At 74.5% G+C, this 22,910-nt stretch carries 20 protein-coding genes; 11 read left to right on the top strand and 9 right to left on the bottom strand.

The window, feature by feature from the left end; genetic code table 11:
• Positions 1–90 precede the first annotated feature (90 nt).
• The 6 genes from B8281_RS18800 to B8281_RS18775 form a co-directional block, all read right to left on the bottom strand.
• Positions 91–1,512, bottom strand: a complete 1,422-nt coding sequence (locus B8281_RS18800) for a Gfo/Idh/MocA family protein (RefSeq protein WP_085388501.1) — start codon at positions 1,510–1,512, stop codon at positions 91–93.
• Positions 1,513–1,933: 421 nt separating this feature from the next.
• Positions 1,934–4,153 (bottom strand): peptidase C14, encoded by a 2,220-nt coding sequence (locus B8281_RS18795; protein WP_198163097.1) that lies wholly within the window; start codon positions 4,151–4,153, stop codon positions 1,934–1,936.
• Positions 4,154–4,239: 86 nt separating this feature from the next.
• The gene (locus B8281_RS18790) at positions 4,240–6,507 is read right to left on the bottom strand and encodes a peptidase C14 (protein WP_232322618.1); all 2,268 of its coding nucleotides are present in this window, start codon (positions 6,505–6,507) and stop codon (positions 4,240–4,242) included.
• 407 nt (positions 6,508–6,914) lie between these two features.
• Positions 6,915–7,979, bottom strand: coding sequence for a GNAT family N-acetyltransferase (locus tag B8281_RS18785; RefSeq protein ID WP_085388499.1), 1,065 nt, complete (start codon positions 7,977–7,979; stop codon positions 6,915–6,917).
• 166 nt (positions 7,980–8,145) lie between these two features.
• Positions 8,146–8,748, bottom strand: coding sequence for a HEAT repeat domain-containing protein (locus tag B8281_RS18780; RefSeq protein WP_085388498.1), 603 nt, complete (start codon positions 8,746–8,748; stop codon positions 8,146–8,148).
• 71 nt (positions 8,749–8,819) lie between these two features.
• Positions 8,820–9,506: a GntR family transcriptional regulator gene (locus B8281_RS18775; protein ID WP_085388497.1), complete on the bottom strand. Its 687-nt coding sequence runs from the start codon at positions 9,504–9,506 to the stop codon at positions 8,820–8,822.
• A gap of 148 nt (positions 9,507–9,654) precedes the next feature.
• Between B8281_RS18775 and B8281_RS18770 the strand changes: the two genes are divergently transcribed.
• From B8281_RS18770 to B8281_RS18740, 7 genes are all read left to right on the top strand, one after another.
• Complete coding sequence (locus tag B8281_RS18770) at positions 9,655–11,304, top strand: hypothetical protein (protein WP_085388496.1); 1,650 nt, start codon at positions 9,655–9,657, stop codon at positions 11,302–11,304.
• Complete coding sequence (locus B8281_RS18765; RefSeq protein WP_085388495.1) at positions 11,301–12,098, top strand: SDR family NAD(P)-dependent oxidoreductase; 798 nt, start codon at positions 11,301–11,303, stop codon at positions 12,096–12,098. The genes B8281_RS18770 and B8281_RS18765 overlap by 4 nt, the downstream gene beginning before the upstream one ends.
• Positions 12,095–13,408, top strand: coding sequence for an enolase C-terminal domain-like protein (locus B8281_RS18760; protein ID WP_232322617.1), 1,314 nt, complete (start codon positions 12,095–12,097; stop codon positions 13,406–13,408). Before B8281_RS18765 ends, B8281_RS18760 begins: the two co-directional genes overlap by 4 nt.
• Complete coding sequence (locus tag B8281_RS18755) at positions 13,405–14,244, top strand: SDR family NAD(P)-dependent oxidoreductase (protein WP_085388494.1); 840 nt, start codon at positions 13,405–13,407, stop codon at positions 14,242–14,244. The genes B8281_RS18760 and B8281_RS18755 overlap by 4 nt, the downstream gene beginning before the upstream one ends.
• Positions 14,245–14,679: 435 nt before the next feature.
• Positions 14,680–15,222, top strand: coding sequence for a DUF4232 domain-containing protein (locus tag B8281_RS18750; RefSeq protein WP_051028004.1), 543 nt, complete (start codon positions 14,680–14,682; stop codon positions 15,220–15,222).
• A gap of 87 nt (positions 15,223–15,309) precedes the next feature.
• A complete protein-coding gene (locus B8281_RS18745) occupies positions 15,310–15,870 on the top strand; it encodes a signal peptidase I (protein ID WP_198163096.1) in 561 nt (186 codons plus the stop codon).
• Positions 15,867–16,373 (top strand): hypothetical protein, encoded by a 507-nt coding sequence (locus B8281_RS18740; protein WP_043653773.1) that lies wholly within the window; start codon positions 15,867–15,869, stop codon positions 16,371–16,373. Before B8281_RS18745 ends, B8281_RS18740 begins: the two co-directional genes overlap by 4 nt.
• 9 nt (positions 16,374–16,382) lie before the next feature.
• On the opposite strand, the gene B8281_RS18735 is transcribed toward B8281_RS18740, so the two are convergent.
• Positions 16,383–16,715 (bottom strand): nuclear transport factor 2 family protein, encoded by a 333-nt coding sequence (locus B8281_RS18735; RefSeq protein ID WP_021482951.1) that lies wholly within the window; start codon positions 16,713–16,715, stop codon positions 16,383–16,385.
• 52 nt (positions 16,716–16,767) lie between these two features.
• Positions 16,768–17,580: an SDR family NAD(P)-dependent oxidoreductase gene (locus B8281_RS18730; protein WP_085388493.1), complete on the bottom strand. Its 813-nt coding sequence runs from the start codon at positions 17,578–17,580 to the stop codon at positions 16,768–16,770.
• 70 nt (positions 17,581–17,650) lie between these two features.
• Between B8281_RS18730 and B8281_RS18725 the strand changes: the two genes are divergently transcribed.
• Complete coding sequence (locus tag B8281_RS18725; protein WP_034656409.1) at positions 17,651–18,655, top strand: C-terminal binding protein; 1,005 nt, start codon at positions 17,651–17,653, stop codon at positions 18,653–18,655.
• Between the two features lie 38 nt (positions 18,656–18,693).
• On the top strand, positions 18,694–19,548 hold the full coding sequence (locus B8281_RS18720) for a fumarylacetoacetate hydrolase family protein (protein WP_085388492.1): 855 nt from the start codon (positions 18,694–18,696) through the stop codon (positions 19,546–19,548).
• Positions 19,549–19,564: 16 nt separating this feature from the next.
• Here B8281_RS18720 and B8281_RS18715 read toward each other — a convergent pair whose 3' ends face one another.
• Positions 19,565–20,437: an SMP-30/gluconolactonase/LRE family protein gene (locus tag B8281_RS18715; RefSeq protein ID WP_369824916.1), complete on the bottom strand. Its 873-nt coding sequence runs from the start codon at positions 20,435–20,437 to the stop codon at positions 19,565–19,567.
• A gap of 208 nt (positions 20,438–20,645) precedes the next feature.
• On the opposite strand from B8281_RS18715, the gene trpS reads away from it, so the two are divergent.
• On the top strand, positions 20,646–21,761 hold the full coding sequence (gene trpS, locus B8281_RS18710; protein ID WP_085388491.1) for a tryptophan--tRNA ligase: 1,116 nt from the start codon (positions 20,646–20,648) through the stop codon (positions 21,759–21,761).
• 692 nt (positions 21,762–22,453) lie between these two features.
• Positions 22,454–22,873, top strand: coding sequence for a hypothetical protein (locus B8281_RS18705; RefSeq protein ID WP_157446677.1), 420 nt, complete (start codon positions 22,454–22,456; stop codon positions 22,871–22,873).
• Positions 22,874–22,910 lie beyond the last annotated feature (37 nt).

The raw sequence follows: 22,910 nt of genomic DNA, 5'->3' as shown, positions 1-22,910 counted from the left end.
TGGTGAGGTCCCGCCCGGGTGGGCGGGTGGGGGTGGGGGTGCTGCTGGGCGGTGTGGTGCTGTGGTGGTGCGGTCGTCGGGCCCGGCGCGTCAGCGCGCCGGGACGTCGACGACGGTGCGCCGGTGGCGCGACTCCTCGGCCGCGAACACGGCGAGGTGGCTCTGCAAGGACTCGACGGCGCCCGACCGGACGTGGCTCGGGTCCCCCGTCGCGACGGCGCGCACGAACGCGTCCATCACCCCCGAGTCGCCGCCGCCGTGGTCGTCGGCGGCGTTCGTGGCGCCGTGGTGGCCGCCGTCGTGCACGGTGACGCTGCCGTCGCGGAAGTCGGTCACGCGGACCTTCTCCCCGTCGCCGTCGAGGCACCCGTGGGTGCCGAAGATCTGGGTCTTGCGGTGGTCCTGCTCGGAGAACGCGGTCATGGTGAACGTCGCCGCGCCGCCGCCCTCGAGCTCCATGGCGACGACCTGGTGGTCGACGACGTCGTTGTCCGAGGCGTAGACGCACCGGCCGTAGTCGCCGGTGCGCAGGGCCTCGACGACGCCCGCCTCGTCGGTCGCGTCCGTGATGACGGAGACGGGCCAGATCGGGCCCTTCTCGCGCAGCGTGGTCAGGTAGAGGCGGGGCGCCGAGTACGGGCACGTGGGCTCGAGCGGGCAGTCCAGGCAGCGGTCCGCCGCGCCCGCGGGCCGCTCCTCGGGCCGGAAGTGCTTCAGGGAGCCGAAGCTCGCGACCGTCGCGATGCGCTTGCCCGTGACGTAGCGGATCCAGTCGAGGTCGTGGCTCGACTTCGCGAGGAGCATCGGGCTCGACGTCTTCTCCGAGCGCCACGGGCCGCGCACGTAGGAGTGGGCGTCGTGCCACCAGCCGACGGGCTCGAGGTGCTGGACGTTGACGATCTCGCCCAGGACACCCGAGTCGACGACGGACTTCACGAGGTCCGTGTACGGCATGTAGCGCATGACGTGGCAGACGCCGAAGAGCACGCCCGACGCCTCGACCGCGTCGACGACGTCCCGGCACTCCTCCGGGCTCGGCGCGAGCGGCTTCTCGACGAGGATCGCGTACCCCTGCGGCGCGAGCGCGACGACGGGGTCGCGGTGCTCGCGGTCCTGCGTCGCGACGATCACCATGTCCGCGACCCGGCCCGTGCCCCCCGCGGCCCGGTCGGCGTCGCCCGCGGCGACGAGGTCCTGCCAGCCGGCGAACTCCGCGACCTGCGGGAGTGCCGCGCCCAGGCCGACGGCGGGCGCGGACGTGTCGGCGGCGAGCGCGGCGGCGGTGGTGGCGGCCGGCGTGACGGCCGGGTCGGCGGGGCCGCCGGTCTGGGCCGCGGCAGCCTGGGCCGCGACGGCCTGGTCGACGACGAGCCCGCGCTGGTGCGCCCGAGGGTCGGCGACGGCGACCAGACGGGCGCGCTCCGGGTGCTCGGCGATCCAGCGCGCGTACGTCTGTCCGCGGTTCCCGGCGCCGACGAGGGCGACGGTGACAGGCTGGGGGGTGGGGGTCACGTGTGCGGTCCTTGCTCCGTTGCGATGGTCCTGCGGGGCGGGGGTCTCCCGGCCCTGGCAGGCCTCGTTTGCTATTTGCTATAGCAAGCCTGCCATGCCGATGTTACGCCAGATCGGCGCTCGTGTTAACTCGCGCACGACGCGATGCGGAGTTGTGACCTTTCGTGCCGGTCGTCGAGGGGTGCCCTGGTGCGCCCGTGGTGGTCGGCCTGGCACGGGGTCGGGGAGGCGGCTGCGGGTCTACCATCCGCGCTGCTCGTGCCTCGCGGCGCTCCCGCCAGGCCCGCCACGACCCGCAGCCGCCTCCCCGACCCCTTTGTCGTCTCACCTCCGCGCGGCGAGCGCCGGCCTCTCCTCCGCGCTCCTCGTCGTCCGGCGACGAGGAGCGCGGAGGAGAGGCCGGGTGCTGCCGACCCTCGGGTCAGACGACGAGGTTGCCCGTCGTGACGACGCGGTCGCCGTCGTCGGGGAACGCCGTGCGGGTGACGCCCTGCTCGACGTTGCCGCTGTGGAGGACGGACGAGTCGCCGCCCAGGGCGGACGGTGCGAGCGCCAGGGTCCCGCCCGCGAAGGTCGAGCCCGTGGCGGACCAGCTGTTGATACCGGCGTCGAGGTTCACGTGCCCAGTGTCGCCCGACGGCGCGGTGCTCCGGACGCCGTCCAGCGCCCACGTGACCGGCTTGTCCGTCTTCGCCCGGCGCAGGAAGCTCCCGCCCGCGGGCTTGCCCTCGAGCCGGGCGCCGCCGTCGAGCCGGACGGTCTGCTCGGCCGCGCCCGCCGCGACGACCGCGACGTTGCGGAGGACGCCGCCGCGCACCGTGAGGTCGCCGCTCACCGTCACCGTGCCCTCGCCCTCGGCCGCCTCGAGCGTGCACGTGTCCAGCACGACGGGGCCCTTCCCGGCAAACGACGCGTTCTTCAGCCCGTTGAGGGTCGTGCGCACGAGGTGCACCGGGTTCGTGACGTTCGCCTGGGTGATCGCGGTGTCCGGCAGGACCGCGAAGCGCGACCCCTCGATGACGTTGGGCCGCTTCGACAGCGCCGAGGCCTGGGAGATGATCAGCGTGTCGTCGGCCTGGCAGCCGCGGAGCTGCACGCCGTCGGCGTTGACCCACAGCATCCCCGAGCCCGCGAGGCCGTCCTTGCGGATGACCTGCACGTCCTCGAGCGTGAGGTCGGTGACCTTGACGCGTGCGACGAACCACGAGCACACGTGCCGCGTCACCGTGATGCGCTTGGCCGCGCCGCCCCAGGCCGCGCCCGAGTTGGCGAACGTCATGAGCCCCGAGTTCCCCACGTACGTGAGGTCGTGCTCGTACTGGCCGTGCGTGACGAACGGGCCCTGGTCGTCGCCGTCGCCGTGGCAGTTCTCCACGAGCCCGTACGACGACGCGGTCCAGTCGTTGAGGTGCCGGGCGTTGGTCGTGTGGCAGTCCACGACGTGCCCGTAGTTGCAGTAGATCTGCTGCGTCAGGTAGCCCGCGCCGCCCCACGTGACCGACGCCGGGTTGGTGAGCGAGCAGCCCGCCGTGCGGAAGAACGTGCTCCAGCGGCGCATGACGAGCGGCCAGAACGTCGCGACGCCGTGCACGTTCTCCACGTCGCAGCGCACCGCGTACTCGTAGGCGATCGGGTGCGAGCCGGTGTACTGGTCGCCGTCGGACCGGCCGCGGAACGCGAGGTTGCGCACGTGCACCTGCTCCACGGGCTCCACGCGCGTCCACGTGAGCGTGCGGCCCTTCGCGAGCGACCAGCCCGCCTTGTAGTTGACGCGCACGTGGGTGGCGTCGACGATCTGCGTGATCTGGACGAGGCGCTGCAGCTCGCGCTCCCACCGGCCGGCGAGCGCGTTGACCTCGACCGCGTACCACTGGCCCACCTCGAACTGCGACGAGTCCGCGACCTCGTAGTCGTCGCGCAGCTCCGGCATCGTCGCCGTGAGGGTGGTCTTCCGGACGTCGTCCGTGACCTTCCCGCGGAAGAACAGCACGGCCGCGAAGGGGTCGTCCTGCCCGGCGTCCTCGATGCCCTCGGTCGTCATGAGGTGGTTGCCGAAGTCGAGCTCGAGGTTCGAGCGCGTGAACGTGTGGCGCCGCGTGAAGTTGAGGTCCGTGTGCGCCTCGATGCGGGTGACGCTCGGGTCGTTCACGAGGGCGTCGAGCGCGTCGTCGGCGGGGTTCTCGGGGCCGAAGAGGCCGAACCAGCGGAAGTCTCCGGTGCCGGTGTGCAGGGTGTGCCAACGCCCCTTGGCTCCCGCGTCCTGCGGGGCGAGGACGGTGCCACCGTTGGCGGCGGCGGTGGACCTCGCGTCGTAGCGCAGGAGCCGGGCGGCGCCGTCGCCGGGGGTCGCGTGGCCGAGGAGCTGGGCGACGGTGCCGTCGTCGAGCTTCTTGGCCTTCCAGCCCGTGAGCTCGGCGACGCTGGCGGCGACGAGGACCTCGGCGTCGGGCTTGTCGTCCTTCTTCGCCGTGAGCGGCGCGCCGACGAGGGGCGCCGCGTGGGCGCTGCCGCTGCCGAGGGCGACGGCGCCCGCGGCGAGGGAGGCGATGCCGGCGACCCGCAGCAGGTGGCGCCGCGAGGGCGGCTGGGCGGCCTCGCCCGGCGCGGCCGTCGTCGGCTCGGTCGTGGTCTCGAGGGTCATGGGGGTGTCCTTTCGTCGGCCCGGCGCGACGGCGCGGGTGTCGGTGGGGAGGCGGGAACAGGGTGCCCGGGCGTCGCCCGGGCGGGTCACACGGTGAGGTTCGCGTCGACGAGCACGCCGTCGCCCGCGGTCGGCAGCCCCGCGCGGTCGACGCCGGTCTCGACGTTGCGGGCGTGGAGGACGCGCACGCCGTCGGGTAGGTCGAGGCGGCCGCCCGTGAACCGCGACCCGGTCGCGGCGTAGCGGTCGCCCGCCCGCAGCGCGACGTGCGCGGTGCCGTCGGCGGCCCGCAGGTCGGCGCCGCGGAGCGCGACGTCCACGGCCCCCGCGCCGGTGCCGCGCGAGACGAGGGCCCCGGCCGTCGTCGTGCCGGCGGCCCGGACGCCGTCGAGCACGAGCCGCTGGTCCCGCGCGCCGCTGAGCCGCACGCCCACGCCCTGCCACGACCCGCCCGTGACGGTGACGTCCGCAGAGCCGAGGTCGACGGGCGCGGCCGGGGCGTCGTCCGTGCCGCCGACGAGCTCGCAGTCGGTGAACGTCACGGGGCCCGCACCGCGCAGGATCGTGCCGTCCACGCCGGTGAGGCGGGTGCGCACGAAGTGCACGGGGTTCGTCACCGGCGTCTGGTGCAGCACCGACCCCGCGGGCAGCGCGAACGCGCAGTCCTCGACGACCGTCGGGCGCCGCGACAGCGACGACCGCTGCCCGACGGCGAAGAAGCCGGCCGTGCAGCCGCGCACCTGCGCGCCGTCGGCGTTGATCGTCAGCGTGGCCCGCGGGTCGAACGTCGAGCGCGCGACCACGTGCACGTCCTCGAGCGTGAGGTCCGTGATCTTGGTGCCCGCGACGAACCACGAGCACGTGTGGTGCTTGACCGTGATGCGCTTGGCCGCCGTGCCCCACTGGCCGCCCGAGTTGGCGATGTCCATGAGCCCGCTGTTGCCGACGAACACGAGGTCGTGCTCGTACTGGCCGTGGGTCGTGAACGGGTTGCCGCCCTGGTCGTCGCCGTCGCCGTGGCAGTTCTCCACGAGGCAGTACGCCGACGCCGTGAGGTCGTTGAGGTGCCGCGCGTTGTGGCTCGTGCAGTCGGAGACCCGCCCGTACAGGCAGTAGATCTGCTGCGTGAGGTAGCCGGCGCCGCCGTAGAACACCGTCGGCGGGTTGGCGACCGAGCACCGCTCCGTGACGAAGTGGGTGTTCCAGCGCCGCATGATCACCGGCCACCACGTGCGGTGGCCGTGCACGTCCGAGACGTCGCAGCGCACCGCGTACTCGAACGCGACGGGGTGCGAGCCGGTCATCTCGCGGTCGTCGGGCAGCTCGCCGTTCGCCGGGCCGTCGAAGGGCCCGGAGCCGTGGAACGTCATCGCGCGCACGTGCACCTGCTCGACGGGCTCGACGCGCGTCCAGGTGAGCACGCGCCCTGCGGGCAGCTCCCAGCCGTTCTTGTAGTCGACGCGCACGTGCGTCGCGTCGAGCACCTGCGTGACCTGGACGAGGCGCTGGAGCTCGCGCTCGTCCCCGCCGCCGCCCGGGCGCTCGTCCGAGCGCAGCGCCCACCACTGCCCGACGGCGAACGCGCCTGCGTCCGCGACCTCGAAGACGTCCGTGAGGTCGGGGAGCGTCGCGGCGAGCGTGCGCTGCTGCGTCTCGTCCGTCACGCGACCCTGGAAGAACAGGACCGCGCCGAACGGGTTGTCGTGGGCGTTGCGCTCGATCCCCTCCGTCGTGACCGTGCGCCCGCCGAAGTCGAGCTCGAGGCTCGAGCGGGTGTAGGTGTGGCGCCGGGTGAAGTTGAGGTCCGTGCGGGCCTCGATACGGGTGATGCTGGGGTCGTTCACGAGGGCGTCGAGGGCGTCGTCGGCGGGGTTCTCGGGGCCGAAGAGTCCGAACCAGCGGAAGTCCGCGGTGCCGGCGTGCAGGGTGTGCCAGCGGCCGGTGGCACCGGCGTCGCCGGGGGCGAGGACGGTGCCGCCGTTCGGGGTCGCGGTGGACCTCGCGTCGTAGCGGACGAGGCGGGCCGCGCCGTCGCCCGGGGTCGCGTGGCCGAGGAGCTGGGCGACGGCGCCGTCGTCGAGCTTCTTGGCCTTCCAGCCGGTGAGCTGCGCGACGGTGGCGGCGACGAGGACCTCGTCGTCGGGCTTGTCGTTCTTGCTCGCGGGGAGCGTGCCGGCGAGGGGCGCCGCGTGCGCGCTGCCGGCGCCGAGGGCGACGGCGCCCGCGGCGAGCGAGGCCATGCCGGCGACGCGCAGCAGGTGGCGGCGCGAGGGTGACACCGCCTCGGCGGTCATGGGGTCGGTCGCGCCGGAGCTGATGGGCGCGGGGCGGGTCTGGGATCGGGGAGTGGACAACGGGGGCACCCTTCGTGACGTCGGGAGGACGCCGTGCGGGCGGGCGACGCGGTGGCTCCGGCGGCCCGGGGCTGCGGGGTGTTCCGGGGGAGCGGTGCTGCGGGGGTCGTGCGGTTCCGGTGCTGGGTCGGGGGTCAGCGGGTTCGTGCGCGTCGTTGCGACGGTGAACCGGACACTCGGAGAGTAGCGGGATGCTATGGCATCGTCAAGAGCAATTGATCGAGCATCCACGCAGGTCAGATCGCTGTACCGCCTCGAAAAATGCCATAGCAACTGCCTTCCCACGGGAGCGCACGTGCCGACGACGCCGAGGTAGAGCCGTGGTCGCGCGAGGTAGAGCCTTGGTGGCGTGACCAGGGCTCTACCTCGGCGGACCGGGGCTCTACCTCGTGGGGTGGGTCAGCAGGTCAGAGGTAGTCGCCGGGCCAGTGGAAACCCACCCCGGCCGCGGCGGCGTCGCGGAGGTGCGCGACGACGTCGGCCGCCGCGCGGACGGGCCGGAGCATCCCCGTCGTGTCGGTCGCGACGACGGGCGCGTCGAGCACCGCGGCGGCGAAGCGGTCGGTCAGGGCGTGCGCGGGGAGGCGCACCTCGACGGCGGGGGCGCCGTGCAGGTGCGCGCGGTGGAGCGTGGTGCGAGCGAGGGCGTCGACGACGTCGTGCGCGCGGTCCGAGGCCGGGTCGACGCCGAGCTCGCGGACCTTCAGCACGTCCGGCTCGGGCTCGAGGACGAGGTAGCCCACGACCTCCCCGTCGGCGGCTCGTGCGGTGAGCACCTCGGCGCCGGAGTACCAGAGCGGGATGCGCTGCTCCCAGTGCTCGGCGGTGCGTCGGGTCGCGAGGGGGCGTGGCCCGTCCGCCACGGTGTCGAACGCGTCGTGCAGCACGGCGAGCTGCTCCCACCGCAGCGCGACCGACCACGCGGGCCACGGGACGCCGGGCAGGCGGTCGGTGCGGGTCCGCACGGGGGCGTCGCCCACGAGGTCCGACGGCGCGGCATCCGTCGGGAGCCCGTCGTCGTCGAGGTCGTCGTGCCCGGGGTCCGGCTCGTCGACCGGACGCGGCGCGCCGCGCCGGAGCGGCACGTCGAACGCCTCGAAGCCGCTCGACCGGTAGACGTCCGGGGTGCCGGTGAACAGCAGCGCGACGTCCGCGCCGTCCCGCTCCATCTGCTCGACGGCGCGCGCGAGCAGCGCGCGGACGAGGCCCCGGCCCCGCGCCTCGGGGGCGGTCGCGACGTTCGCGACCCCGCCCGCCCGGAGGATGCCGCCGTCGGGCCCGCCGAGCTTGCGCGGGGTCCAGTACACCGAGCCCACGACGCGGCCGTCGTCCGGGTCGACGGCGACGTGCGTGCGGTCGAGCCGGCCGTCGTCCGTCTCGTAGACCGGCACCATGAGCGGCGCGTCGAACGCTCGGCCCCACAGGGCGTAGAGCGCGGGGACGTCGTCGGGCGTGGCGGTGCGCAGGTGCATGGCAGTCCAGGGTCCGGGCCGGTGTTGACGGGATGCTATAGCAAAAGTAGGGTCGCGGGACGACCGTCGGCGTGCGACGCGACGGACCGCGCGGGCCGGGCTGGGCGCGTGCGACCCTCCTGGGTGGCGGCGCTGCCGCCACCCAGGACTGTGGTCTCGCCGGAGATCAGGCGAGCCGCCGGGCTGCCTGGCGGACGAACGAGCGAGGGTCGCCCGCCGCGCGCTTCGCGTACGTCTCGAGCTCGAGTGATCCGATCTGGTGCAGGACGTGCAGCGAGGCGATCCGCTGGTACTCGAGGCCGGACTCCCAGGCGGCGACGGCACACCCCTCCGCAGCCGGTACGCCGAGCTCGCCGAGGGAGAGCAGCGCGCGACGCCGGACGTACTCGTCGTCGTCGGCGAAGAGCGTCAGGAGCAGCGGGGTCGCGTCAGGCCCGATGGCGGGAAGATACGCCGCGATCTGCCACCGTGCGTCGGGCTCTGCGCACCCCGGCGCAGCGCAGACGTGCTCGGCGACGCCGGCCAGCGTCACCGGGTGCTCGGAGAGCAGGTCGGCCAGGTCCTCGACCTCGTTGTCGCGCGCGAGGAGGTAGAGGAAGGAGGCCTTCTCCGCGTCGCTCCATCGCGTGAAAGGGCGTTCGCCGACGAGGTCCCGGGCGCAGGCGTACGTCGCGGGCCACTCCTCGTAGTCCGTCTCCCACTCGCCAAAGTCCTGCGGATGCGTCTGCGCCCAGGACGCGAACGTCTCGGCGGCACGCACGATGTCCATCGCGCGACCGTATGCGGATCGGGCTCGTCCCGGCCAGAGCATTGGCAGGCCTGGACGTGCGAGGCGAACGGTCAGGCCCCGACGGCGGGCTCCGCCTCGTTCTCCGTGTGGCTCGCGAGGCGCGCGGCGGCCTCACCGATGTGCTCGGCCATGACGCGCTGGGCCGTGCCCGGGTCGCCGCCCGCGATGGCGTCGACGATGAGGTCGTGGGTGCGCGCGTGCGCGACGCGCGCCTCGGGTTCGAGCGCGGCGTTCGCGGCGCGCAGGAACCCGGTGATGCGGCTGCGGAGCTGGGCGTTGAGCGTCATGAGCATGCGGTGGTCGGCCATCTCCCAGAGCTGCTCGTGGAAGCGCCGGTCGAGCTCGAACACGCGGGCGTTGCTGCCCTTCTCCGCCGCCTGGACCATCTGCTGGACCGTCTTGCGCAGCTTCGCCTCCTTCGCCGGGTCCCAGGCGTCCTGGACCCGCACGACGGCGAACTGCTCCAGCAGGGTGCGCAGGCTGGAGATCTCCTCGAGGTCGCGGCTCGTGAGCGCGGCGACGCGCGCGCCGCGGTGGGGGAGCCGCTCGACGAGGCCTTCCTGGGTCAGGCGCGTGAGCGCCTCGCGCACCGGGATGTGGCTCGTGCCGAGGCGTTCGGCGAGCTTGCGCTCGACGAGCCGCTCGCCCGGCGCGAGGTCGCCGCTGAAGATCGCCTCGCGCAGCTCGACCGTGACGCGGTCGGCGACGTTCTGGTCCGGCACGCTCTTGAGCGCCATGGTTTCTCCGTGGTGTCGTGGGGGCGGCGGGCTCGGATCGTCGAGGGTCGGGCGCCGCTGAAGGATAGCGGCCACGGTGCCGTCCCGGGGGCGTCCCGACCGGACTACATGCTATAGCATCGGCACTCCCGAGCCCAGAGGAGGTGCGATGGTCGCCCTGCACACGCGGGCCCCCGTCCCCGCGTTCGTCGGCCTGGCCGGCGTCGCCGTCCGCGACGTCACGCCCGCCCCCGGCATCCGGGCGCGCAACTGGGGCCCGGCGGACTGGGACGTCTCCGAGGGCGCCCACCGCGCGATGACGCTGACCGCCGTGGCGCTCGCGGAGGAGCGCTCCGGCCCCGGGGTCGCCGAGCCCTTCGTCCTCGTGACGATCGACGGCACGTGGTGGCGCCGGGTCGACGACGAGGCGACCCTGCGCGCGACCGTCCTCGACGCGACCGGGCTGCCCGTCGAGCGCCTGCTCGTCTCCCTCTCCCACACGCACGCCGGGCCGGTCCTGTGCTCGGGCGACGCGGACCTCGCGGGCGGTGACCGCGGCGTCGCCTACCTGCACGACCTCGCGCGCGCAGCGGCCGACGCCGCCGTGGAGGCGATCGCGGCCCTCCGGCCCGCGACCCTCGAGTGGACGACCGGCCGCTGCGGCCTCGCGTCGAACCGCGAGGCGCTGCTCGACGGCTGCGCGGCCGGGGACGCGGGCACGAGCGCGGGAGCCGCTGCGGAGAGCATGCCGCCCCGGCCGCTCGTCGGCTTCAACCCCGACGCCGGCACCCCGCGCTCGCCCGGCGCCGACCCCGCGGACGACACGGTCGTCGTCGGGCGCCTCACCGCACGCCTCGCGCCCGCCGGGGAGACCCGGCCCGACGGCGCCGCGCCCGCAGGCCAGGACGTCACCCTCGCGACGATCGTCAACTACGCGTGCCACCCCACGACGCTCGCCTGGCAGAACCGGCTCGTCTCGCCCGACTACGTGGGCGCGATGCGCGACCTCGTCGAGCGCGAGACGGGCGCTCCCGTCGCGTTCCTCCAGGGCGCGTCGGGCGAGCTCGCGCCGCGCGAGCAGTACACGGGCGACACCGCCGTCGCGGACCGGCACGGCATCTCGCTCGGCCATGCCGTGCTCGCGGCGCTCGCCGAGCTCCCGCCGCCGGGTACGGAGCTGGAGCTGACCCACGTCGTCGAGTCCGGCGCGCCGCTCGCGGTCTGGGAGCCCGCGCCGTCGGCCGCGCTCCCGGGCGCCGGCACCGGCACCGATGCCCGGCCCGACGCCCGGACGCTCGCCGCCGTGGCGGAGCCCGTCGCCCTCGACCTGCGCGACCTCCCGACGTGGGACGAGCTCGAGGCCGAGTGGGCCGACATCGACCCGCGCTCGCGCGAGGAGCGCCTGCGCCGCGCGCGGAACCTGCGCGACGGCTACGTCACCGGCCCGACCGTCCAGCACCCCACGTGGGTGTGGCGCGTCGGCGAGGCGCTGCTCGTCGCGCACCCGGGCGAGGCGTACTCGCGCCTCCAGCGCACGGTGCGCGCCCACGCCGGGACGCGGCCGGTCGTCGTCGCGAACCTCACCAACGGGCCCGGCTTCGTCTACCTGCCCACCCGCGAGGCGTACGACGTCGGCGCCTACCAGGCGTGGCAGTCGCCGCTCGCACCGGGCTCGCTCGAACGCCTGGAGCGGCACGCGTGCGCCGTCGTCGACGACGTGCTCGCCGACGCCGCCGCCTGGCCCCCCGGCGACGCGGCACCCGCCGCACCGACGTCCGCCGCGCCCCCGACCCGTCCCGTCCCCGAGGAGGACCAGTGACCACCCCCGCCCCCGACGCCCCGCGCGTCCCGCTCGCCGTCGTCACCGGGGGAGCGGCCGGCATCGGCCGTGCCGTCGCCGAGCGTCTCGCGACCGACGGGTTCCGGGTCGTGTGCGCGGACGTCGTGCAGCACGACCTCCCCGCGCTCGACCTCGGCGCCGTCCCCGACGCGCCCGGGCTCGTGTGGGCCCCGCTCGACGTCACCGACCACGCCGCCGTGCGCGCCGCGTTCGACGACCTCGCCGCGGCGTTCGGCGGGATCGACGCGCTCGTCAACAACGCGGGCATCCAGCGCCACCGCGCGCTCGAGGACCTCACGTGGGACGAGTGGTCGGCCGTCGTGGACGTCAACCTGCACGGCGTCTTCGCGTGCCTCCAGGCCGCGGGTCGCCACATGCTCGCGGCGGGCCGGGGCGCCGTCGTCAACATCTCGTCCGTCTCGGCCCGCGGCTCCGCCGGCCGGGCCCCGTACTCCACGACCAAGGCCGCCGTCATCGGGCTCACCGCGACCGCGGGCGCCGAGTGGGCCGCGCGCGGCGTCCGGGTCAACGCCGTCGCCCCCGGGTACATCGACACGGGCGTGTTCCGCCAGGGCGTCGCCCAGGGCACGCTCTCGGAGGAGACGATCCTCGCGCGCATCCCCGCGCGCCGGCTCGCCCAGCCGGAGGAGATCGGCAACGCGGTGAGCTGGCTCGTCTCCGACCAGGCCGCGTACATGGTCGGGCAGACCGTCTACGTCGACGGCGGTTTCCTCGTCGACTACGGCGTGCCGCTCGCCAAGAAGCCGGAGTGAGCGTGGGGACCGCCGCGCGCGTCGTCGCCGTCCGCACCGCGACGACGGTCGTCCCGCTGCCGCAGCCGCTGCGCCTCGGCGCGATGACGGTCGAGCGCCGCGAGTACGTCGGCGTGCGCGTCGTCGCCGAGACGGACGACGGCCGCACCGTCGCGGGCGAGTCGTACGCGCTCACGCGCGAGGCGCCCATGGCCGAGCTCGTGGACCGGCTCGTCGCCCCGCACGTGGTGGGTCGCGAGGTCGTGGCGTCCGACGGCGTCGCCGCGCGCCAGAGCGTCGGCGCCGCGTGGGACGCGGCCCTCCGCGGGTCCGCGATCGTCGGCCGCGTGGGCCTCGTGCGGCGCGCGGTCGGCCTGGTCGACGTCGCGCTGTGGGACCTCGCGGGGCGGCTCGCCGGGCGTCCGGTGTGGTCCCTGCTTGACGACGGCCCGGACCTCGCGGGGTCCGCGGAGCCGGGTGTCGGCGGCGACAGGGGCGTTCCGGCAGTTGGCGTCGCCGGGAGTCCCCGCGACGTCTCGTCCGGGGCGGCCGTCGCAGTGCCACGCCCCGCGATCCTCGTCGCGGCGTACCCGACGCCCGGCCGCACCGCGCGCGACGTCGCGGACGAGGTGCTCGCTCACGCGCGCGCCGGGTGGCCGCTGCTGAAGATCTCGCGCTCGCCCGACCGCGCCCTCATGCGCGACCTGCTCGCGACCCTGCGCGCCGAGCTGCCCGACGCCACCGGTCGCCCGACCGTCGCGGGGCGCAGCGGCGTCGTCGTCGACGTGGGCTTCGGCTGGCGCGACGCCGACGAGGCGCTCGCGGACCTCGACGCGTGGGGCGTCACGGGTGCGGCGGGGGAGAGCGCGCCCGCGCTCGCGTGGCTCGAGGACCCCCTGCTCCCCGAGGACGCGGCCGGCGCGGCGCGCGTCCGCGACGCGTCCGGGCTGCCGCTCTCCGTGGGCGACGAGGTCACCGACCCCGAGGTCTTCGCCCGGCTCGACGCGCTGGGCGCGCTCGACGTGCCGCGCGTCGACGTCGTCGCGATCGGCGGCATCACGGCCGCCGACCCGCTCGTGCGCGCGTGGGCCGCGCGGGGGAAGGTCGTGTCCAGCCACGTGTACCCGGAGGTGAGCGTGCACCTGGGCGGAGCGGCGGGCATCGGCGTCGAGACGTTCGACCGCTCGCCCGCGGGCAACCCCTACGACCCCGCGCCGCTGCTCGTGCGTAGCGGTCCCGTGTTCGACGGCGGCCACGCCACCCCGCCCGACGCGCCCGGCCTGGGCTTCACGCTCGACCCCGACCGCTTCGACCTGGAGGCGACCCCGTGACCGGACCCACGGACGGACCCGCGAGCAAGCACCGCAGCGTCGTCGTCACCGGCAGCGGCAAGGGCATCGGCCGCGCCGTGGCCGCGCGCCTCACCGCCGACGGGTGGACCGTCGTCGGGCTGGAGCGCACCCCGGGCTCGGGGACGGTCGAGGAGGGGGTGTGCGCCGCCGTCGTGCTGGGGGACTCGCGCGACCGCGAGGCCCACCGCGAGGCCGCGCGGACCGCGCGCGACCTCGCGCCGCTCGCCGGATGGGTGAACAACGCGGGCATCACCGTCCGCACGCCGCTGCACGCGCTCGCCGACCCGGAGCGGGCGGCGCAGGTCGAGCAGGACGCGCGCGACGTCGTCGAGATCAACGGTCTCGGCTACCTGTGGGGCTGCGCCGCCGCCGTCGAGGCGTTCACCGACCAGGTGAGCGGCGGGTCGATCGTCAACATCGGCTCGATCCACGGCCGCGCGGCGTTCGCCGACCACGCCGCCTACGAGCTGACCAAGGGCGGCATCGACGCGCTCGCGCGCTCCGTCGCCGTGACGTACGGGCGGTACGGCATCCGCGCCAACACCGTCGCGCCGGGCGGGGTGCGCACCCCGCACCTCGACGCGCAGATCGCCCGCGCGGCCGACCCGGCCGCCGAGGAGCGCGCGCTCGCCGAGGGCCCGCCGCTCGGCCGCATCGCCGAGTCCGCGGAGATCGCCGCGCTCGTCGCGTTCCTGCTGTCCCACGAGGCCGGCTACGTGTCCGGCCAGTCGATCGCGGCCGACGGCGCCTGGACCGCGTCGTTCGGCAACCCGCCCCACGACCCCGACCTCGACGCGCGCTACGGCCTCGCCTGACCCGGGCACACGAACCCGACGAGCCCGCAGCGTTGGGCGCGAGAAGTGAGTCGTGGCCCCTGGCAGGCCGGCGACAGGGGCCATTTCTCGCTTCTCGTCCCGTCGTCGCGGCGACGACCGAGCGGACTGCCCACGGCCCGCCGAACGCTTTTCTTATGCCCGCCGAACGTTCATATAATGGTGATCGGTCAACTGGACATCTGGACACCTGTCCAGGGCGCTGTTCCGGCGTGCGGATACCGCTGGGCGAAGGCGCCACGACCGCAGCCAGGGCCACCAGGGCCCGGCGTGACGACATCGCGGGGCGAGGGCGCCACAACCGGTGCCCGGTCCACCTGTGCCCGTGCCCGGCGAGGCGTCCAGCGCTGAACGCTCCCGCATGACGCACGCGACCGTCCCGCCCGACAGGGCGCTCATGTGGGAGAGGAGCACACTGTGTCCAACATCGAGACCGCCGTCGAGACCGAGCGCCGCGATCGCAAGACCTACCTGCGCTTCGGGCTCGCCGCAGTCGCAGTCCTGGGTATCGGAGCCGCGGTGACGAGCGCCTCGTGGACCGACCAGGCGTGGTTCACCGGCAGCGCCGGGGCCGCCCAGGTCGAGCTGCAGGCGAGCACCGACGGCACGTCGTGGGTCGACGCCGACACCGTCGGCGACGGGGTGGCCGTCGCGATCGACGAGGCGGCGTTCGCTCGCATGAACCAGGGGGAGACGCGGCAGGTGACGCTGCATCTCAAGAACTCCGGGTCGGTCGACCTCAGCCTCGGCGGGCAGGCAGAGGTCAGCGCCACCGGATCCCTGTTCGAGGGGTCCGATCCGGCCAGCGCGACGGTGAGCGTGCCGGACGACGTGCTGTTGTCCCCGGCGGAGACCGCGACCGCGACCCTGACGATCACGACCCCGGAGGACTGGGACCCGTCGTACCAGGGTGCGGCTGGTGCCCTGACGGTGTCGTTCACCGGCGTCAGCCAGGCGTAGGCGTCGGTCGCCTGCGCTGGGCGCGACGGCTGGGGAGGCTCGGGATCTGCCCAGCCGTCGCGCTCGGTCCCCCGTGGTTTGGAGGTGATGATCCTTTTGCGCGCGCTGAAAGCCCTCGCTGACGTCCTGGTGTGGACGCTGGCCGTGATCGGCGTGCTCTGCGGCGCCCTGTGGGCGGCCGGCCAGGCAGGCCTGGTCCAGCCTCTCGTCGTGGTGTCAGGCTCGATGGAACCGGCGATCATGACCGGCGACCTGCTCCTGGACACCCCCGTGCCGGTGGAGCAGGTCGAGGTCGGCGACGTCGTGTCCCTGCCGAACCCGGCCACCGGGGTGCTGGTCACCCATCGCGTGGTCGACATCGCCCCGCAGGACGACGGCACCTGGCACGTCCGGATGCAGGGCGACGCGAACGACACCGAGGACGGCGGCGCCTACGTCGTCACCGACGACACCGTCCTCAGCCCGCGGTGGCGGGTTCCCGGCGGCGGGGACTTCATCACCCGCCTGACCCGCCCGAGCACGGCCGTGCCGCTGCTCGTCGCCCTGGCCGCGCTCCTCGCGCTCAGCCGGATGCCCGCCTCGCGCACCGGACACGAACGCGCACGCGACCGGCGCCCCAGCCCTCAGCCCTCGGGGAGCGAGCCGTGACCCGGACCCTCCGACGGCTCGCGAGCGCCGCCGCCACCCTCCTGGTGTGCCTGCTCCTCGTGCAGGTGACCGCTCCCGCCACGACGGCCTCCTGGACGGACGGCGCCACGTTCTCCGCGACGGCCACCGCACGCGACTGGTCGACCGGGAACAGCTGCGAGATCGTCAGCGACGCTTCGCGCGAGGTGGTCGGGAGCTGCGAGGTGTCGGCGGTCAGCGTCGTCCACGAGTGGGGCGACCCCGGCCCGGACGGGGACGTCCTCAACGGGGGGATGGTGTTCACCGTCGACGTCGACGGCTACCAGGGCGCGGAGGGGACCTCCGCGCGCATCACGGTCGACCTCTCGCGCGTCACCGGCACGACGCGGTCGTGGCCGTGGGCCGAGGGCACCGTGCGCATGTACAACGGCGTCGTCGACTCGTGGGATGCGCCGCTGGTCACCTTCACCACCCACGAGTGGCACCCCTCACCGTTCCAGGGGCAGTTCACCGTCGGCGCCTAGGCCGGGGCGTCAGCCCTTGACCATGCTCGCGCGGGTGATGAGGCCGTCGCGGACCTCGAACGTCGCGATGGTCTCGCCGGTGCCGTTCGACGTCGTGACGAGCTCGCGCGCGACGAGCCAGCGGTCGCCGAACGTCACGGACGCGTCGATGACGCAGTGCAGCGCGGTGTCCTCGAACCGGCTCGCGTAGAACGCGCGCAGGGCGTCGCGGCCGACGATCGGCTCGGGAGTCACGCCGCTCACGACGGCGTCGGGCGCGTAGGTCGCGCAGAAGCCGTCGAGGTCGCGGACGTTGAAGGCGTCGACCTGGGCGGTGACGACGGCGGACGGGGACGTGCTCATGGGTGCCTCCTCGGGCAGGGGTGGGCGCGGTGTGCGGCGGGCGGGCGGGGCGTCAGTCGATCCGGACGCCGCCGTTGACGTCGTACGTCGCGCCGGTGACGAACCCGGCGCGCGGGGAGGCGAGGGACGCGACGACCCAGGCGACGTCGTCGGGCGTGCCGAAGTCCCCGAGGGGGATGGACGCGGTGAGGCCGGCACGCGCGTCGGGGGCGAGCTGGTCGGTGATGGCGCTCGTCACGGGGCCGGGGGTCACGGCGTTCACGCGGATGCCCTCGCTCGCGAGGATGCGCGCGAAGGAGCGCGTGATCGCGAGGATCGCGGCCTTGCTCGCGGCGTAGTGCACGCCGGTCTTGAGCGCGCCCTGCTCGCCCGCGATGGACGAGAGGTTGACGATCGCGCGGTCGCGCGCGGTCCGCTCGTCGGGCGTGACCGTGGCCCCGGCGGGCGACGGACGGCCTGCGCGCAGCAGGGGGAGAGCGGCGCGCGACAGCACGAACGTGCCGCGCGCGTTGGTCTCCATGACGAGGTCCCACTCGTCGAGCTCGATGTCGTCGAGCGCGCGGTAGGGGCACACGCCGCCGTTGTTGACGAGCACGTCGAGGCGTCCCCAGGCGTCCGTGACCTCGGCGACGAGCGCCTCGACGGACGCGGTGTCGCGCAGGTCGAGGCGCGAGACGCGGGTCGCGGCGCCCTCCTCCTCGCAGCGGGCCGCGGTGGCGCGCGCACCGGCCTCGCCGCCGGTGTACGTGAGCCAGACGTCGTGCCCGTCGCGCGCGAGCTGGAGGGCGGTGGCGGCACCGATGCCGGAGCTGGCGCCGGTGACGAGGGCGAGGCGGCGGCGGGCGCCGTCCGGGGCAAGGGTCATGAGCCCACGCTATAGCATCCGACCGGTCCGAGGGTTGGTCGAGGGTGCTATTTGCTATAGCATTCCTCGCATGACAGCCGACACCGTCGTCATCACCGACTGCGACCTGCCCGGGACCGCGTGCGAGGACACCCTGACCGCCGCCGGGCTGCGGGCCCTGCGCGCCGCCGCGCGCACCGAGGACGAGGTGATCGCCGCCGTCGAGGAGGCCGCCGCGAGCGGGTCCGCGCCCTCTGCGCTCGTCGTGCAGTGGGCCCCCATCACGGCCCGCGTGCTCGACGCCGTCGCCGGGCCGGGCGGGGTGCGCATGGTCTCGCGCATGGGCATCGGCTACGACATGGTCGACGTCGCGGCCGCCACCGAGCGCGGCGTCGCCGTCGCGAACACCCCGACCTACTGCATCGAGGAGGTCGCGAGCCACACGGTCGCGATGATCCTCACCCTCGACCGCGGTCTCGTCGCCTACGACCGCGCGCTGCGCGCCGGCACGTGGGCCCCGACGGCGCAGCACGCCGCGCGCCTGTCCAGCACCGTCGTCGCCGTCATCGGGTACGGGCGGATCGGCTCCGAGGTCGCGCGCTCCGCCCGCGCGCTCGGCTACCGCGTGCTCGTGCACGACCCGTTCGTCGACCCGCAGGCCGTGGCTTCCGACGGGCACGAGGCCGTGGGGATCGACGAGGCCGTCGCGCGCGCCGACGTCATCACGCTGCACGCGCCGCTCACCGAGTCGACGCGCCACCTGCTCGACGCCCGCACGCTCGCCGCCGCGAAGCCGGGCGTGCGGGTCGTCAACACGTGCCGCGGGCCGCTCATCGACGAGGACGCGCTCGCCGACGCGCTCGCGTCCGGCCACGTGGGCTCGGCCGCGCTCGACGTCTACGCGACCGAGCCGCTGCCCGCCGACTCGCGCCTGCGCACCCTGGACAACGTGCTGCTCACCCCGCACGCCGCGTGGTTCTCGCCCGAGGCCATGCAGGACCTCCCCGTGCACACCGCGCGCAACGCCGTCGACTTCCTCGCGGGCCGCCCCGTGCCGTCGATCGTCAACCCGGACCACGCGCGCGCCCTCGCCTGAGCAACCGCGCCACCCGCCCCGACCTAGGAGACCCACCCGTGCAGCTCGTCCGACTCGGCCCCCTCGGCCAGGAGCGTCCCGCCGTCCGCGAGGACGGGGTCGTGTACTCCCTCGACCCGCTCACCCGCGACATCGACGGCGCGTTCCTCGCGGCCGACGGCGTCGGCCGGGTCCGCGCGGCGCTCGCCGCGGGCGCGCTGCCCGTGCTCGACGGCGCGGACGAGCTGCGCGTCGGTGCGCCCGTCGCCCGGCCGACGGCCGTCGTCTGCATCGGGATGAACTACGCGGAGCACGCCGCCGAGTCCGGCTCGACGCCGCCCGACGTCCCGATCGTCTTCTGGAAGCACTCGAACACGGTCGTCGGCCCGCACGACGACGTGCTCGTGCCGCCCGGGGCGACGACGGTCGACTGGGAGGTCGAGCTCGGCGTCGTGATCGGCCGCCGGGCGCGCTACCTGTCGTCCCCGGAGGAGGCGCTCGAGCACGTCGCGGGCTACGTCCTGTCCCACGACGTCTCCGAGCGCGACTACCAGATGAAGGTCTCCGGCGGGCAGTGGTCGAAGGGCAAGAGCTGCGAGACGTTCAACCCGCTCGGCCCGTGGCTCGTCCCCGCCGACGAGGTGGACGTCCAGAACCTCGGGCTCCGGTCCTGGGTCAACGGCGAGCCCCGCCAGGACTCGACGACGGCCGACATGATCTTCGACGTCGCGTACCTCGTGCACCACCTGTCGCAGTACATGGTCCTCGAGCCCGGCGACCTCATCAACACCGGCACCCCGCAGGGCGTCGCCCTGTCCGGGCGCTTCCCCTACCTGCGGGCGGGCGACGTCGTCGCGCTCGAGATCGACGGCCTGGGGCGCGCCGAGCAGCGCGTGCGCGACGCCGTCCGCTGACGACCTGCGGGGCCGCTCAGCCCGCGAACGGCAGTGCCGGGAGCCCCCGGACCCCCGGGTCCGCCACGAACAGCGAGCCCGACGCGGCCTCGTCCGCCTCGGGGTCGTCCAGCCCCTGGCGCGACGTCGTGACGAACAGCCGGTCGAGGTCGTCGCCGCCGAACGTGCACGCGCTCACCTGCGACACCGGGAGCGGGACGACGGCGTCGAGCGTGCCGTCGGGGGAGTAGCGCCGGACGGCCCCGCCGCCCCACAGTGCCACCCAGACGCCACCCTCGGCGTCGACCGTGAGGCCGTCCGGCATGCCGTCGTCGGGGTCGACCTCCACGAACGCGCGACGCCGCACGAGACCGCGCGAGTCCTCCGCGGCGGGCACGACGTCGAGCACGTCGATCCGCCGCGTCGCGGAGTCGACGTAGTAGGCCCGCGACCCGTCCGGCGAGAACCCGAGCCCGTTCGACACCTCGACGCCGTCGAGCACGACACGCGACGACCCGTCGGCCTCCACCCGGTACAGCGCGCTCGGCCGCTCGCCCTCGGCCTGGCCGCCCACGTAGAACGCGCCGTCGGGCGCTGCCGCCCCCTCGTTGAGGCGGACCGTGGGGTCGTCGACGAGCGACGCGAGCGCGCGCACCGGCGCGCCGTCGCTGTCCGCCACCGCGACCGACCGCGCGAGCCCGACGACGAACCCGCCCCCGGTCCGCGGCCGCACCACGGCCGCGTGGTCGCCCACGTGGAGGCGGTCGACGCCGCCGTCGGGCCGCAGCGTCAGGAGGTCGCCCGCGAGCATGTCCACGTACCGCAGGCCGCCCCAGCCCGGCCACCACACCGGACCCTCCGCGTGGTAGGCGACGGGACCGGTGACGTTCTCGACGGAGATCTCAGGCATCCGACCATTCTCGCCGAGGGCCGTCGCCCCGCGCGGCGGGCGTAGGGTGGACGCATGATCACGCAGAGCTGGTGGTGGCTGCCCCCGCAGCCGTGACCAGTCCTGCCCACGTCCCGAGCTGCGCGCCGCAGCCGGGACGTCGTCATGTCCGGGCCGGTCCGGTCCTCGACCGGGCGTGGTGCGTGGCTCCCCACCGAAGGAGAGCACCATGACCACGATTCTCGACCCCGCGCCGTCGGCCCTCTCGTCCGCAGCGTCGACCGCGTCCGTCGCGGCGGCCCGCGAGCGGTCCGCGCAGATCGAGGCCCGGCTCGCGACCGACCCGTCCGGCTTCCGCGTCCTCACCGGCGACCGCCCGACGGGCGCGCTGCACCTCGGGCACTACCTCGGCACCCTCGCGAACCGCGTCCGGCTGCAGGACGACGGCGTCGAGGTCGTGCTCGTCGTCGCCGACTACCAGGTCATCACCGACCGCGACGACGCCGGGGACCTGCGCGCCACCGTGCGCGAGGTCGTCCTCGACTACCTCGCGGCCGGGATCGACCCCGCCCGCACGACGGTGTTCGCCCACTCCGCGGTCCCGGCGCTCAACCAGCTCCTGCTGCCGTTCCTCAGCCTCGTCACGACCGCCGAGATGGAGCGGAACCCGACCGTCAAGGCCGAGGCCGTCGCGGCCGCCGCACGGCAGGGCCGCCCCATGAGCGGCCTGCTGTTCACCTACCCGGTGCACCAGGCGGCCGACATCCTGTTCTGCCACGGCAACCTCGTGCCCGGCGGGCAGGACCAGCTCCCGCACGTCGAGCTCACGCGCACCGTCGCGCGACGCTTCAACCAGCGCTACGCCGCCGCGCAGCCCTACTTCCCCGAGCCCGACGTCCTGCTCGCCCCCGCGCCCACCGTGCTCGGCACCGACGGGCGCAAGATGAGCAAGTCCGCGGGCAACGCGCTCGAGCTGCGCGACGACGAGGACGCCACCGCGCGCTTCGTCCGCCGCCACCGCACCGACTCCGAGCGGCACGTCACGTACGAGCCCGAGCGCCGGCCCGAGGTCGCGAACCTCCTCACGCTGGGCGCGTTCGCCGCCGGGACGACGCCCGAGGCGCTCGCCGACGAGGTCGGTGCCGCCGGGGCGGGCCGGCTCAAGCAGGTGGTGACCGAGGCGCTCGTCGAGCACCTGCGTCCCCTGCGGGCGCGCCGTCGTGCCCTCGCCGCGGGGGACGGGCCCGACCCGCTCGACGTGCTGCGCGAGGGCAACGCCCGCGCCAACGCGACCGCGGACCGCACCCTCGCCGAGGTACGCGAGCTCATGGGCACCGCGTACTGACGCAGGACGTCCCTCGCGCGGCGGGCCGCCGGCGGGTGTCAGCCGTACCGTGATTGCCGGTGCGGCCGCGAGCGCTGCACTGTCGGTCGCCTACTATCCCGACAACTCTCTGCTGGGTGGTCCGAGAGAGGTACGCGAAGGCCGCATTCACTGGCGCGATCTCTGGAGCCGTCAGCGAGGCAGCAGGTTGAGCGCGCGCTCGACGCATCTTCTCGGTGAAGAAGGCAGGGGAAAGGTGTGCTGAGAACGAACAGGTCCGGCGGTCGACATGTGCGCCCGTCCCGCGGCGGGACGACACGCGCAGTTCCGAGTCTCAGGCCGCTGGGGCCCGTGGATCAAGATGGCGCAGGGGCGCTGCCGTCAGCAATTCTGTCTCGTGGTGAACGGGGAAGACCTGTGGTTGGTGAGCCTCGCGAGCAGCATGCTTCCTATCGTGCGATGCGATGGGTGTTTCTGATTGCTTGCGCGATTCCTGGAGTTGTTGGATTCGTCTTCATCGACCGCCTGCTCGCGCTCTCCCCGTGGCTCGGCATTCCGGTAGTTGCCTCTATTGTCGTCATCATTGCTGTAGGGAGGCGGATCTAGATGGTGCAGGCCAGAGGCCCTGCCTCCTCGACCGGGCCCGCGTGGCCGCACAGGCTGCTCACCGAGGACCGGGTTGCGGGTCTCGTTCGCCCTCTGATCGATGCAGCATGCAGCGTGCACAGGAAGGGAGGACTCGCGTGAAGGCGACTCGGCTGGGGGTGGCGGCGCTTGCTGTCGCGGTCACCCTGGGTGTCTCGGGGTGCGGCTTGTTCCAGAGCTGTGAGGAGCGGAACGCTGCGATCCTCGAGATCGCGGCGGGTGCCGTCGAGTCGTCCGGCGCGCCGCTCGCTCTCGTCGAGGCGCACGACGCCTGCGGGGACTCCGACCCGACCATGGTCCGCATGCGGTACGAGGTCCCGGCCGGTGCAGGGGACGCGGTGTCGGACGCGCTGGGCGCGGCGGGGTGGGGCCGCTCTTCGCAGGAGGACGGCGTCTGGATCGTCGAGGAGCACGGAGTCCGGGTCTTCGCCGAGCAGGTCTCCTCGGTCGAGGTGGTGGTCTCGGCGCATTCGCTCACGGAGAGCTGATGCCGGCGCCGGTGCTCGGTGCGTCGCACCGAGCACC

It is taken from the genome of Cellulosimicrobium sp. TH-20, from assembly GCF_002105775.1.
Classification (GTDB): Bacteria; Actinomycetota; Actinomycetes; order Actinomycetales; family Cellulomonadaceae; genus Cellulosimicrobium; species Cellulosimicrobium funkei.
Note: the sequence above shows the minus strand (reverse complement) of the source record. Positions and strands in the feature narration are given on the sequence as shown.